This window comes from Bradyrhizobium sp. LM2.9 (assembly GCF_054056555.1).
Genome location: NZ_JBSRYJ010000002.1, coordinates 4,010,205 through 4,022,451, shown reverse-complemented (window position 1 = coordinate 4,022,451; position 12,247 = coordinate 4,010,205). Strand labels below are relative to the sequence as shown.

The following is a 12,247-nucleotide window of genomic DNA, read 5'->3' as shown; positions in this document are numbered from 1 at the left end:
TACTGCTTGCCGCGTTCGCCACGCGGGGATCGAAGCTCAAAGCGGAGGCGAATCAGGCTGATTCGAACATACCGCAACGATTCCGGGTCGTTCCGTAAAAAACGGAGCCGGCGACTCCGGTGATCTCAAGCGTGAGTTGATTTTCGTCCCATGATGCAACGGGGCAACGGTAGTCTTGCGGATCACAAATCGGCAAATCAAGCACAAATCAACCTGTAATGTCTTGAATGTGCCGCTATCTTCCGTCATCTGGCCGTTAACGGTCCGGACGGGCCCGGGGACTATACAAGAGCGATGATGATCAAACATATTCTGACGATATGCGCTGCCGCGACAGTCGCTGCGGCGGGAACCTCGCTCGCACAGGCTCAGAGCTATCCGGTCCAGCAGGCGCCGAGCTATGGCGCGCCGGCCGAATATCGGCCCGGCGACCGCGCACCGAATTTCGACGCGCTGGACGATGAAGACGACGCGATGCCGCAGGCGGCGCTGCCGCCGCCTGGCCCGGATCCGCGCTACGGCAGTCCGGCCGGCGCTCCCCCGGTTTATTCGGCGGCCCCGCCGCAGGGTCCGGTGATGTCGCCGGATGATCCCCGTTATGGTCGTCCCGCGGGCGCGCCCGTCTACTCGGCCGCGCCGCCGCAGGGTCCCGTGACGTCGCCCGACGACCCCCGCTACGGCCGTCCCGCCGGGCCGCCCGCGGTGATCTACGCGGATCGTCCGGCTCAGGCGCCCGGCAGTGACGGCTTGCGCCCGCCCGAGGCGGTCGGTGGTCCCGCCGCGACCGGAACGGTCCAGGCCGGGCAGCCGCCTGTTGGCGCCGACGGCCGGCCGATGGCGATCGCCTCGCTACCGCCCGAGGAGCAGCCCGACGCCGCTCCGGCGCAGTTGGCGCCGAACCTGCGCCGTCAGGAAGTCTCGCTGGCGACCAAGGAGCCGGCCGGAACGCTCGTCGTCGATACCCCGAACACCTATCTCTATTTACGTGCTCGGCAACGGCCGTGCGATCCGCTACGGCGTCCGCGTCGGCCGCGACGGTTTCACCTGGACCGGCGTGCAGAAGATCACCCGTAAGGCCGAATGGCCGGATTGGCATCCGCCGACGGAAATGATCGAGCGCCAGCCCTATCTGCCGCGCTTCATGGCTGGCGGCCCCGGCAATCCGCTCGGTGCCCGCGCGATGTATCTCGGTTCGACCGTCTACCGCATCCACGGCACCAACCAGCCCTCGACGATCGGCAAGTTCGTGTCCTCCGGCTGCATCGGCATGCTGAACGAGGACGTCTCCGACCTGTTCGATCGCGTCAAGGTCGGCACCCGTGTGGTCGTGATGCCGGGTGGTCCGCCGCCGGGAACTGCGACCGCATCCGCCGCGCCCGTGCCTGGTGCTGCCGGGCCCGCGCCGATGGCCACGCAGGCCGGTCCGGTCCCGGGCACCCAGCCGACGGTGGTGCCGCCGCTACCCGCACCAGTCACCGTTCGCTGAACCGGCCTCGCAAGAATTGATCTGATTACGGCGCGTGAATTTCGGTCACGCGCCGTAATCATTTGACGCATGCGCGCATGTCTCGCTTACGCATGTCTCGCTTGCGCATGCCTTGCTTGCGCATGCCTTCCTTGAACGGCTCAGCACCTCGATTACGTCCAGGAGGATTGCAACGAATTGAGGAGCACAGGATGCGCATCTTTGTTGCGGGGGCGACCGGCGCGGTCGGTCGGTATCTTGTTCCATTGCTGGTCGCAGCAGGTCATTCGGTGATTGGCACGACACGGAATGCGGCAAAAGCAGATTTTGTGCGTCGATTGGGTACGGAGCCGGTCGTCGCCGACGGCCTCGATGCCGACAGCATGCGCGCTGCGGTGATCGCGGCGAAGCCCGACGCCGTCATCCACCAGATGACAGATCTCGCGGCCGCCACGGACCTCCGGCACTTCGATCGGGCTTTCGCGCGAACCAACGAGCTCCGCACCCGCGGAACCGACATTCTTCTCAACGCCGCACGCGAGGCCGGCGCCAAGCGCTTCATCGCGCAAAGCTTCTGCGGCTGGACCTTCAGTCGCGCCGGGGGAACGGTGAAGACCGAGATCGATGAACTCGACCCGCATCCCCCGCAAGAGCTGCGACGCACTCTTGAGGCAATCCGGTATCTGGAGCGAAGCGTCACCGCTTCAACGAAGCCGGGGGGCATCGTGCTGCGCTATGGATTCTTCTATGGACCTGGCACCGGCACGCTCTCGCCGGCGATGATCGACCAGCTGCGCCACCGGCGTGTGCCGGTGATCGGCGATGGCGGCGGGACGTGGTCGTTCATTCACACCGAAGATGCCGCCTCTGCCACGCTGGCCGCGGTTGAACGCGGACGCGTTGGCGGCATCTACAACATCGTCGACGATCATCCGGCGCAGGTGAGGGATTGGTTGCCCGCGCTGGCCGAGCTGCTTGGTGCCAAGCCGCCGCGTCACATTCCCGCCTGGCTCGGGCGCCTGCTTGCGGGCGAGCATATGGTTGCGATGATGACAGAGGTGCGCGGAGCATCCAACGGCAGGGCAAAGCGCGAGCTCGGCTGGCTGCCGGCGCATGCCTCCTGGCGCGACGGCTTTGCCGATGCGGCAAGGCAGCCCACCAGCCACCGCTCGGCGGCCTGAGGCTTCAGGCCAGCTTCCGCGGCAGCTCGCTGCCCTTGGTGAAGGCGTCGATCGCCTCGACCATCTGGCCGTAGTGGATGCGCAAGCCGTCCTCGGTGGCGTAGCCGAGATGCGGCGTCAGCACGAGATTGTCGAGCTTGCGGAACGGATGGTCCGTCGGCAGCGGCTCGACCGAAAACACGTCGATGCCGGCGCCTGCAATCCGCTTCTGCTGCAACGCCTCGAGCAGCGCCTGCTCGTCCACGATCGGCCCGCGCGCGGTGTTGACGAGGAAGGCCGTGGGCTTCATCCGCGCAAGATCGGCAGCTCCGACCAGTCCGCGCGAACGCTCGCTCAGTACAACATGGATGGTGATGATATCGGCCTTGGCGAACAGCTCTTCCTTGGTGGCATAGCCGACTTCGGCGTCCTTGCACTTCTCCGGCGTGAGGTTCGAGCTCCAGGCGATCACGTTCATGCCGAACGCTTTCGCGATGCCCGCCATCTTGCTGCCGAGCTTACCGAGCCCGATGACGCCGAGCGTCAGCCCCTCGATCTCGACGCCGGCAAAGGTCTGCCAGGGCTCGCCCGCATGCATGCGCGCGTTCTCGCGGCCGATGCCGCGGGTCAGTTCCAGGATCAGGCCCATGGTCAAGGGCGCGGTCGGATCGCGCGAATATTGCGTGCCGCCGATCGTAACGCCACCCGCCTTCGCGGCCTCCATGTCGATCGAGGCGTTGCGCATGCCTGATGTCAGCAGCAGCTTCAGCTTCGGCAAGCTCTCGAACAAGCTCTTCGGAAACGCCGTGCGCTCGCGCATGGCGCAGACGATCTCGAAATCGGCGAGCGCGCTGGCCGCAGCCTGTTCGGAAGCGAAGGGATGGCTGAAGACGGTGACGTCGACGCGGTCGGACAGCCTTTGCCAGTCGGCGACATCGAGGGAGAGGTTGAAATAGTCGTCGAGAATTGCACAGCGCAACCGCGTCATCAGCGTTCATCCATGGGTGAGGTGGAACCGGGCCATGGTTGCGCGCAATCACGACCGTGCGCAAGCCGTTCGCGTCTTCAAAAATCCGATAGGTGATTAAGGCTCAGAGCTCGCGGGGCTTGAGCCGGAACGGCGCATTCATGCCGTGTTTGGCCCGCCAGGCGGGGCCGGGGCCGCGCATGTAATGCAGTTCGGGCCGGTAGGGGTTGAAAGCGGTGGCGAAGAAACGTTTCCAGAAGCCCTTGATCTCCGAGACGAACACGGACGCGTTCCCGGAGTCTACCGGAACGGGAAGAGAATTGGTCTCGATCACGGCCATGACGCTGTCTCGCTGTGCTCCCGTTCATTTCTGAGCGGGTGGCGCTGTTTTCCGCGCGAAACCGAGCTTTGGCCTGATTTATTAAAAGATGGTTTCAATTGTCCGGATCCAGGTCCGGATGGTGTCCGACCCGTATTGATCCGTGGTGAACGGAGGGAAAACATTGCCCTTTGAGGGCGGGATCGCTACATCGGCGGCAAGCAAATTTCCTCAAATCGAAGGTTTTCGGGACCGATGGCGCGCCAGTTCATCTACTTTATGCAGGGCCTGACCAAGAGCTACCCGACCCGCAAGGTGCTCGATAACATCCATTTGTCGTTCTACCCGGACGCCAAGATCGGCGTCCTCGGTGTCAACGGCTCGGGCAAGTCGACGCTGCTCAAGATCATGGCCGGCCTCGACAAGGAGTACAACGGCGAGGCCTGGGTCGCCCAGGGCGCCCGCGTCGGCTATCTCGAACAGGAGCCGCATCTCGATCCGACACTCAGCGTGCGCGAGAACGTCATGCTGGGCGTCGCCAAGCAGAAGGCCATCCTCGATCGCTACAATGAGCTGGCGATGAATTATTCCGAGGAGACCGCGGACGAGATGACCAAGCTGCAGGACGAGATCGAGGCTCAGGGCCTCTGGGATCTCGACAGCAAGGTCGACCAGGCCATGGACGCGCTGCGCTGCCCGCCCGACGATGCCGAGGTCTCGAAACTCTCCGGCGGCGAGCGCCGCCGCGTCGCGCTGTGCAAGCTGCTGCTCGACCAGCCCGAACTCCTGCTGCTCGACGAACCGACCAACCATCTCGACGCAGAATCCGTGTCGTGGCTGGAAGGGCATTTGCGCAACTATCCCGGCGCGATCCTGATCGTCACCCATGATCGCTACTTCCTCGACAACGTCACGAGTTGGATCCTCGAGCTCGATCGCGGCAAGGGCATCCCCTACGAGGGCAATTACTCGTCCTGGCTGCAGCAGAAGCAGAAGCGGCTCGAGCAGGAGGGCCGCGAGGACGCTGCTCATCAGAAGACGCTGGCCCGCGAGCAGGAATGGATCGCGTCCTCGCCGAAAGCCCGCCAGGCCAAATCCAAGGCGCGCTATCAGCGCTATGACGAACTGCTGAAACAGGCGAGCGAAAAGCAGACCCAGACCGCGCAGATCACGATTCCAGTGGCCGAGCGACTCGGTCAGAACGTGGTCGACTTCGAAGGGCTCAGCAAAGGTTTCGGCGATCGCATGCTGATCGACGATCTCACTTTCAAGCTGCCGCCCGGCGGTATCGTCGGCGTGATCGGCGCCAACGGCGCCGGCAAGACTACGCTGTTCAGGATGATCACCAAGCAGGAAGAGCCGGACAAGGGCACCATCACGGTCGGCGAGAGCGTTCATCTCGGTTACGTCGACCAGTCCCGCGACGCGCTCGATGGCAGCAAGAACGTGTGGGAGGAGATCTCCGGCGGCAATGAACTGATCCTGCTCGGCAAGAGGGAAGTCAATTCACGCGGTTATTGCTCTTCGTTTAACTTCAAGGGCGCCGATCAGCAGAAGAAGGTCGGCGCGCTCTCAGGCGGTGAACGCAACCGCGTGCATCTTGCGAAAATGCTGAAATCCGGCTCGAACGTGCTGCTGCTCGACGAACCGACCAATGATCTCGACGTCGACACGCTGCGCGCGCTCGAAGAAGCCCTGGAGGATTTCGCCGGCTGCGCCGTCATCATCAGCCATGATCGCTGGTTCCTCGACCGCATCGCGACCCACATCCTGGCCTTCGAAGGCGACAGTCACGTCGAATGGTTCGAGGGCAACTTCCAGGATTACGAAAAGGACAAGATGCGCCGGCTCGGCCAGGACAGCATCATCCCGCATCGCGTGAAGTACAAGAAGCTGACGCGGTGATTTCGGTATGATGCGGCGGGCGCTCATAGCTGCGGTGATCACCATCACCTGTAGCCTGCCGCCCGCCCGCGCCGCCGACGCCGCCTTCACGCAGTTCATCGCCTCGCTCTGGCCGGAAGCGCAGGCCGCCGGCGTGTCGCGCGCGACGTTCGAGCAAGAGACCGCGCGGGCTCGAGCCTGACTACAAGCTGCCCGATCTGATCCTGCCGGGGCGGCCCGCAACCGGTGCGCCGTCGCAGGCCGAGTTCGTGCAGGTGCCGGCCGACTACGTCAGGGAAGCCTCGATCGCGCGGCTCGCGGGCGAGGGGCAGCTTCTGCTGCAAAAATATCGGCCCGCGCTGACCGAGATCGAGAAAAGCTCCGGCGTGCCCGCCACCGTCATGCTGGCGATCTGGGGCCGCGAGACCGACTATGGCCGCTACACGCTGCCTTACGATCTCGTGCGCGTGCTGGCGACGCAGGCCTATGTCGGCCGCCGCAAGGACACCTATCGCAACGAGTTCATCCTCTCGCTGAAAATCCTCGGCGACGGCGTTGTGACACGCAAGGACATGCGCTCGTCCTGGGCCGGCGCCACAGGCCTCACGCAATTCCTGCCGTCCGAATATTACAAGCACGGCGTCGATTTCGACCGTGACGGCCGCATCGACATCTGGCACTCGGTGCCGGATGCGCTCGCATCCGCCGCGCAGCAGCTTGGCAACAAGGGTTGGCAGAGCGGCGTGCGCTGGGCTTACGAAGTGCAGGCGCCTGCCAAGGTCGATTGCACCAGCGGCGTGCCCGAGGTGACGAAGCCGATCGGCCAGTGGCTGCGCGAAGGCTTTGTGCCGGTGCGGGGACAAAAGCTCAGTGCCGCCGAGCAGACACAGCCGGCCTCGCTGCTGCAACCGGAAGGCATCTACGGCCCGTCCTTCCTGACCACGAAGAACTACTTCGTCATCAAGGAATACAATTTCTCCGATCTCTACGTGCTGTTCGTCGGCCATCTCAGCGACCGCATGACGAGCCCGCAGCCGTTCGCGACGCCGTGGTCGGCCTCGAAGCAATTGCGTACCAAGGAAGTCGAGATCATGCAGCGCGGGCTGACGCGCGTCGGGCTCTACAAGGACAAGATCGACGGCAAGGCCGGCATGCAGACGCGCGCCGCGCTTGGTGCCTATCAAAAGTCCGCCGGCCTCAAGGTCGATTGCTGGCCGAGCGAAGAGGTGCTGCGCTCGATTCAGGCGGCGCGATAGCGGGTCTCGGTCCTCTGGCTCAAAGAAAAAGCCCGGCCGAGATGCTCGGCCGGGCTTTGATCGCGGCGCTTATGAGCGCCATGCGATCAGATCAGTAGCAAACGCGAACCGGGCGGACGGCCCAGCCGTAGCCGTCCCAATAACGCTGACGCTGCCAGTAGCAGGGCGGGGGCGGCGGGCCGGGCTCGGCCACGTATACCGGACCGCCATAGGCCGGACGGCTCGACGCGATGGCGCCGCCGACGATGGCGCCGCCGATCAGGCCGGCTGCGATGCCGACGCCGACGCCGTCATGGGCCTGGGCCGACGGAGCGGCAGTCACCAGCGAACCGGCGATCGTCGCAACCGCGAGGGCGGCAACTAAAGTCTTCTTCATGCTCTTGGCTCTCCTGAGAGATGGACGCACCTTGTTAGGAGCGTCCGGGGGTTCAAAGGTTCACGCAGACTCTGATGGAATTGGCCTTGCAGCTAGGAAGCGCGCAAATGGTCAATCCGCGGTAAACGCACACGGAGCTGTGACGAGAAAAAGCGGTCTTTTTCAGGCCCCGAGATGAACGGCGCATCCGGAATGAAACGGCTTGGCGCGACTCAGCCACAGACTCTGACGCGGCGGGCGCGCCACGCATAACCGTCCCAGAAGCGCTGCTTCTGCCAAACGCAGCCGTTGCCGTAATAGTCGTCGGCGACATAGCCGGGACCCGGCGCGTAATAGCGGGGCGGGTAGTAACCGGGGCCATAGCCCGGACCATATCCGTAGCCGGGACCGGGTCCGTAATTATACGGGGAGGCCAATGCGCCGCCAACAATGGCACCGCCGATGATTCCGGCCGCCACGCCGGCAGCAACGCCGCGCTGCGCATGGGCGGGTGTACCGGCCGTCAGGGCCAGGGTGGCGACGGCAGCGATTGCCACGAGCAACTTCTTCATTGGCTTGGACCTTTCGAACAAACACGCGGGAACTCTTTGGGGCAAGGTTCCATACTTCGGTTGAATGATCAATGAACGGCACCCTCGCCGGGGCGACGGGATTGCGGAGGCGCGGCGATGGTGGTGGAGGGGGCGAACTAGGTCCGCCGCGAAATTGATCCAGCGCAACACCCTATTTTAGAGTCGTTCTAGGCTGCTTCCGCGCCAGTTTGGAATAGCTTCAAATACCGCTTTTTCCTTTTGCATCCGGACGGCCTCTTAAATATCGATGATGGCGCATCACCGAAGGGCCTGCCGCTTCCATGATCGTTTGTTCCTGTAACGTGCTAAGCGATGACGACATCCGCGCCGCCGTCGCCGAGTCCGACGACGCCATGCGCCATGCCAAGCAGGTTTATGGGTGTCTCGGCTGTAGCGCCGAATGCGGCCGCTGCGCGCGGACGATCAAGACCATCATCGACGAAGCGCTCGGCCCGTGTGCCAAGTCCTGCTGCTCCGGCTGCCCCCACAACCACACCGTGGCCGCCAACGACGAGACGGCCGGGCCCGCCCAGTTTGCCCTCGCGGCCTGCTGAAAACTTCCGCAACCTCGGCTGAGCTTTATCCCGGCTGCGTCCCCGTAGCCGGTTGCCCCCGTCCTTAAACTCATTTAGAAGCATTCTAAATTCGGTGCAGAGCCGATTTGGACGCAAGATCTGGAGTGCATCATGCAGGGCGACGCAAAAGTTATCGACTATCTCAACAAGGCACTGCGTCACGAACTGACTGCGATCAACCAGTACTGGCTCCACTATCGCTTCCTCGACAATTGGGGGCTGCGGGACATGGCCAAGGTCTGGCGCAAGGAGTCCATCGAGGAGATGGAGCACGCCGACAAGCTCACCGAGCGCATCCTGTTCTTCGACGGCTTTCCGAACATGCAGGTGCTCGATCCCTTGCGCATCGGCCAGAACGTCAAGGAGATCATCGATTGCGATCTCGCCGCCGAGATGAGCGCGCGCGCGCGCTCTATCAGGAAGCGGCAACCTATTGCCACAGCGTCAAGGACTACGTCACGCGTGACCTGTTCGAGAAGCTGATGAGCGACGAGGAGCACCACATCGACTTCCTCGAGACCCAGCTAGATTTGATCGGCCGCATCGGCCTCGAACTCTACACCCAGAAGCACGTCGGCGGGCTCGAGGGCGAGGGGCATTAGTCTGGCGCGTTAGCGCTGCCACAAAGTTTCGTGTCGGCCTGGTTCGCAATTGCGCACCAGGCCGGGGCGACAGTTTAGGACGCCAACTACAACTGCGTCTTGTAGAGCTCTTCCACGATCTCCTGACTCTGCGGCTCACCAAGGCCGGTCTGCTCATGGACCACCTCGACGATGCTCGGCATCACCGAGCGCGGCACCTTCTCGGATGACCACAGCTTCGAGCGCATCAGTGCCTTGCCGCAGTGGAAATAGACTTCGCTGACGGCGACGTTCAGCACCGCGCGCGGCGGCTTGCCGAATTCCACCATCGAGGCGAGCAGGTCCGGATCGGCGGACAGTGTGCCGCGGCCGCCGACGCGCAGCGTCTCGTCGATGCCGGGGACGAAGAACAACAGATGCACGAAGCCCGAGCCCTCGACGACGTTCCGAAAACTGTCGATGCGGTTGTTGCCGGAACGATCAGGCATCAGCAGCTGGTTGGGGCCGGCGACGTGGACGAAGCCAACGCCGCCGCCGCGTGGTGAGGCATCGACGCTGCCGTCCACGCCCGATGTCGCGAGCACGCAGAACGGCGACATCTCGATGAATTTCTTCGCGTGCGTATCGATCGCGGGGCGCGCTTTCGCGATCACGCGCGGGCTCGGCTGGGCATAGATGGTGGCAAGGTCTTCGGCGCAAAGATCGGTCAACGGCGTGCCTCCGCTTCAGCTTCGCGTCAAACTATCTGATTGGACCATTTCCAGCCAATGAAATTCGGGTCTGCCGTCTGCTACACCGCATCCGCCGGCACGAAGCAGCTGATGATGATGGCGCCGCGGTGGTGGACGTACCACACCACGGCCTGGCCGACCGGATTGCCGCGGTCGCGGATGATGGCGCGCTCGGGCACCTGCATCCATTGTCCCTCGATCGGCACCCAATAGGCGCCGCTGCGCACATCGTACTCCGTGCGATGGCCGTCGGAGACGTCGCAGCAGGGCACGCCGTTCGGTGCGATCACACTCTTGAACCAGGCGCGGACGTCGGGCGGGACGTGATCATATTGCCCGTTGTCGAACGCGAACGCGGCGCTCGTCAGCACCGCCAGCCAAACGCACAGTACGAGCCTGTGCATGCGATCCTCCTCATCGCGTGTCGTGCCATTGGCGCGCGATTGTCCCGCGCGTCGATTCGTATCGTTGATGCGATTAAGCCCGAGCTGTCAGCGCATTGCATGCTCAAATAGTATGCGGCGTCGAGGCGCCGCATATGATGCATCGCGATATGGCTGCGAGCCTGGCAATCCTACATCGTCCGCTGCGGCGCGGTTTGTAGAAACTGCCGGACCTGCTCGCTGTAGAATTTTGCGTTGCCCGTGGTGCCGTGGCCGCGCGTCTCGGTGCTCCCTGGAATCAGGTAGAGACGCCCATTCTTGACCCGCTTCATCGCAGAGTCCGTGATGCCGGTCTCGGGCGGGTTGCGCTCGTCGTCGGCAGAATTGATCAGCAGCAGCGAGGCCTCGATCTGCTCCAGCTTCTCGCCGGCATTGTAGTCATGCGAGGACTCCCACTGGTAGAGGAAGTCGTTGGCATCTGCCGCGTTCGGCATGGCCAGCCGATCGTCGACGATCTTGTCGGCCTTGGCTGCCGTCGGCGCTTGCGATTGATAGGCCAGCGTGCCGCCAATGCTCGCGATGCCGTAGGCGGCGATCGCGTATTTCATCATGCGCGGCTGGCCGGCATAGCTGCCGCCATTGTAGTCGGGATCGCTGCGGATGGTGTCGAGCATGATCCGCCGCAGCATCCAGTTGCGCGACGCCATCTCGGTCGGCTGCGAGGCCATCGGCACCAGCGCGTCCATCGCCTTCGGATATTTCTCACCCCACATCCAGGTCTGCATGCCGCCCATTGAATTACCGATGACGAGCCGCAGGTGCTTGACCCCGAGCCCTTCCGTCACCAGGCGATACTGCGCCTCGACCATGTCGTCGTAATCGTATTTCGGAAAGCTCGTCTTCATCCCGTCGGACGGTTTTGACGATTTGCCATGGCCGATATTGTCGGGGATGATGATGTAATATTTGGAGGCGTCGAGTGGCTGCCCCGCGCCGAACAGCTCGCCGGCAAAGGCGGGCGACAGCATGCTCGCGCCCGAGCCGCCGGTGCCGTGCAGCACCAGCACCGGCTGGCCCGAGGGCTCGCCGACGGTGGTGTAGTGCAGCTTCAGCTCCGGCATGGTCTCGCCGGTGTGGAACTTGAAATCCTTGGCGATCCAGTCGCCCTGCTTCGGCGCCGGATAATCGGCCGCCAATGCGGATGTCGAGATGGCCGACAACGAGACGGACAACAGGATGGCTGACAGCGCCGCGCAAGAAGCTTTCATGTCGATTTCCCCATGCGGCTCATGGTCGGCGGCCGCGTTGCGGCGGAACTTAGCAGAACTGTCCGGAAGGATGTAGGATTTCGCTGTCGTCGATCGTCGTCTTCAAGGGAAAGCATCAGGAGAGACTGCATGTGCCGCAACATCAAGACGCTGTTCAATTTCGAGCCGCCGGCGACGGAGGATGAGATCCACGCCAGTGCGATCCAGTTCGTGCGAAAACTGTCCGGCTTCAATAAGCCGTCGCAGGCCAATGAGGCGGCCTTCGACCGCGCCGTGGCGGAGGTATCGGAGGTCGCGCGAAAACTCCTGACGTCGCTGCACACTCATGCGCCGGCGCGCTATCGGGAAGTCGAGGCGGAAAAGGCGAAGGAACGCTCGCGGCTGCGTTTCGGTTAGGCGGCCTCGAACGTCGTTCCGTGATCTGCCTCACGGTGAAAGCGGTTTTCAACGCGCGATGATGTTCGCCGGGCTTTTGACACCCCGGAGCACGACCATGAGCCGCCCCCTTCTTCCGCTGAAAGCAGGTGCCATCGTTTTCACGCTGCTGTGGACCGCGTGGATGACGTGGTGGAGCGGCTCGTCCTCGAGCGCGAGCATCGTAGTCCTCGCCTTCTGCGGCGCAGCAGTCGGCTATCTCTGGTACCGCGCCATGCGCTGGCAGTTCGAGCGCATGGGCATGCTGCCGCGACGCGAGAACGGGACGAAATAGA

Annotated in this window: 12 protein-coding genes and 3 pseudogenes; 8 read left to right on the top strand and 7 right to left on the bottom strand. The window is 63.5% G+C overall.

From position 1 onward, the window contains the following. Positions 1 to 294: 294 nt before the first annotated feature. Positions 295 to 1,486: pseudogene (locus ACVWW3_RS21120) on the top strand (L,D-transpeptidase family protein). A 191-nt stretch (positions 1,487 to 1,677) separates the two neighbouring features. Beyond that, complete coding sequence (locus ACVWW3_RS21115) at positions 1,678 to 2,646, top strand: NAD-dependent epimerase/dehydratase family protein (RefSeq protein WP_456648773.1); 969 nt, start codon at positions 1,678 to 1,680, stop codon at positions 2,644 to 2,646. 4 nt (positions 2,647 to 2,650) lie between these two features. Here the strand turns inward: ACVWW3_RS21115 and ACVWW3_RS21110 are convergent, their stop codons facing one another. Next, positions 2,651 to 3,613 (bottom strand): D-2-hydroxyacid dehydrogenase family protein, encoded by a 963-nt coding sequence (locus ACVWW3_RS21110; protein ID WP_456648774.1) that lies wholly within the window; start codon positions 3,611 to 3,613, stop codon positions 2,651 to 2,653. Positions 3,614 to 3,716: 103 nt separating this feature from the next. Then, on the bottom strand, positions 3,717 to 3,932 hold the full coding sequence (locus tag ACVWW3_RS21105) for a hypothetical protein (RefSeq protein ID WP_247442701.1): 216 nt from the start codon (positions 3,930 to 3,932) through the stop codon (positions 3,717 to 3,719). Positions 3,933 to 4,166: 234 nt separating this feature from the next. Between ACVWW3_RS21105 and ettA the strand changes: the two genes are divergently transcribed. Together ettA and ACVWW3_RS21095 are read left to right on the top strand one after the other, a co-directional pair. Next, entirely contained in the window at positions 4,167 to 5,816 is a 1,650-nt protein-coding gene (gene ettA, locus ACVWW3_RS21100) for an energy-dependent translational throttle protein EttA (RefSeq protein WP_247347826.1), read from the top strand. Positions 5,817 to 5,823: 7 nt separating this feature from the next. Next, a pseudogene (locus ACVWW3_RS21095) lies at positions 5,824 to 7,051 on the top strand (lytic murein transglycosylase). Between the two features lie 91 nt (positions 7,052 to 7,142). Here the strand turns inward: ACVWW3_RS21095 and ACVWW3_RS21090 are convergent. Then, positions 7,143 to 7,427: a hypothetical protein gene (locus ACVWW3_RS21090; RefSeq protein ID WP_456648776.1), complete on the bottom strand. Its 285-nt coding sequence runs from the start codon at positions 7,425 to 7,427 to the stop codon at positions 7,143 to 7,145. 212 nt (positions 7,428 to 7,639) lie between these two features. Beyond that, positions 7,640 to 7,978 (bottom strand): hypothetical protein, encoded by a 339-nt coding sequence (locus ACVWW3_RS21085; RefSeq protein ID WP_456648777.1) that lies wholly within the window; start codon positions 7,976 to 7,978, stop codon positions 7,640 to 7,642. 302 nt (positions 7,979 to 8,280) lie between these two features. Here ACVWW3_RS21085 and ACVWW3_RS21080 point away from each other — a divergent pair, with 302 nt between their 5' ends. Continuing rightward, the gene (locus tag ACVWW3_RS21080; protein ID WP_247347821.1) at positions 8,281 to 8,553 is read left to right on the top strand and encodes a (2Fe-2S)-binding protein; all 273 of its coding nucleotides are present in this window, start codon (positions 8,281 to 8,283) and stop codon (positions 8,551 to 8,553) included. 132 nt (positions 8,554 to 8,685) lie between these two features. Continuing rightward, positions 8,686 to 9,176 (top strand): annotated as a pseudogene (gene bfr / locus ACVWW3_RS21075) (bacterioferritin). A gap of 86 nt (positions 9,177 to 9,262) precedes the next feature. On the opposite strand, the gene ACVWW3_RS21070 reads toward bfr, so the two are convergent. From ACVWW3_RS21070 to ACVWW3_RS21060, 3 genes are all read right to left on the bottom strand, one after another. Beyond that, positions 9,263 to 9,865 (bottom strand): MSMEG_1061 family FMN-dependent PPOX-type flavoprotein, encoded by a 603-nt coding sequence (locus ACVWW3_RS21070; RefSeq protein WP_247347819.1) that lies wholly within the window; start codon positions 9,863 to 9,865, stop codon positions 9,263 to 9,265. 80 nt (positions 9,866 to 9,945) lie between these two features. Then, complete coding sequence (locus ACVWW3_RS21065; protein ID WP_247347818.1) at positions 9,946 to 10,290, bottom strand: hypothetical protein; 345 nt, start codon at positions 10,288 to 10,290, stop codon at positions 9,946 to 9,948. A gap of 170 nt (positions 10,291 to 10,460) precedes the next feature. After that, complete coding sequence (locus ACVWW3_RS21060) at positions 10,461 to 11,537, bottom strand: alpha/beta fold hydrolase (RefSeq protein WP_456648778.1); 1,077 nt, start codon at positions 11,535 to 11,537, stop codon at positions 10,461 to 10,463. Between the two features lie 129 nt (positions 11,538 to 11,666). Between ACVWW3_RS21060 and ACVWW3_RS21055 the strand changes: the two genes are divergently transcribed. Both ACVWW3_RS21055 and ACVWW3_RS21050 read left to right on the top strand, forming a co-directional pair. Continuing rightward, the gene (locus ACVWW3_RS21055; protein ID WP_456648779.1) at positions 11,667 to 11,933 is read left to right on the top strand and encodes a DUF2277 domain-containing protein; all 267 of its coding nucleotides are present in this window, start codon (positions 11,667 to 11,669) and stop codon (positions 11,931 to 11,933) included. 97 nt (positions 11,934 to 12,030) lie between these two features. After that, positions 12,031 to 12,246, top strand: coding sequence for a hypothetical protein (locus ACVWW3_RS21050; RefSeq protein WP_247347816.1), 216 nt, complete (start codon positions 12,031 to 12,033; stop codon positions 12,244 to 12,246). Position 12,247 lies beyond the last annotated feature (1 nt).

Excerpts from the sequence above, each read along its gene's own strand:
- ACVWW3_RS21110 (WP_456648774.1), bottom strand. The coding sequence starts at position 3,613 with ATGACGCGGTTGCGCTGTGCAATTCTCGACGACTATTTCAACCTCTCC.
- ACVWW3_RS21060 (WP_456648778.1), bottom strand. The coding sequence starts at position 11,537 with ATGAAAGCTTCTTGCGCGGCGCTGTCAGCCATCCTGTTGTCCGTCTCG.
- ACVWW3_RS21050 (WP_247347816.1), top strand. The coding sequence starts at position 12,031 with ATGAGCCGCCCCCTTCTTCCGCTGAAAGCAGGTGCCATCGTTTTCACG.
- ACVWW3_RS21085 (WP_456648777.1), bottom strand. The coding sequence starts at position 7,978 with ATGAAGAAGTTGCTCGTGGCAATCGCTGCCGTCGCCACCCTGGCCCTG.
- ACVWW3_RS21090 (WP_456648776.1), bottom strand. The coding sequence starts at position 7,427 with ATGAAGAAGACTTTAGTTGCCGCCCTCGCGGTTGCGACGATCGCCGGT.
- ettA (WP_247347826.1), top strand. The coding sequence starts at position 4,167 with ATGGCGCGCCAGTTCATCTACTTTATGCAGGGCCTGACCAAGAGCTAC.
- ACVWW3_RS21065 (WP_247347818.1), bottom strand. The coding sequence starts at position 10,290 with ATGCACAGGCTCGTACTGTGCGTTTGGCTGGCGGTGCTGACGAGCGCC.
- ACVWW3_RS21080 (WP_247347821.1), top strand. The coding sequence starts at position 8,281 with ATGATCGTTTGTTCCTGTAACGTGCTAAGCGATGACGACATCCGCGCC.
- ACVWW3_RS21055 (WP_456648779.1), top strand. The coding sequence starts at position 11,667 with ATGTGCCGCAACATCAAGACGCTGTTCAATTTCGAGCCGCCGGCGACG.
- ACVWW3_RS21105 (WP_247442701.1), bottom strand. The coding sequence starts at position 3,932 with ATGGCCGTGATCGAGACCAATTCTCTTCCCGTTCCGGTAGACTCCGGG.
- ACVWW3_RS21115 (WP_456648773.1), top strand. The coding sequence starts at position 1,678 with ATGCGCATCTTTGTTGCGGGGGCGACCGGCGCGGTCGGTCGGTATCTT.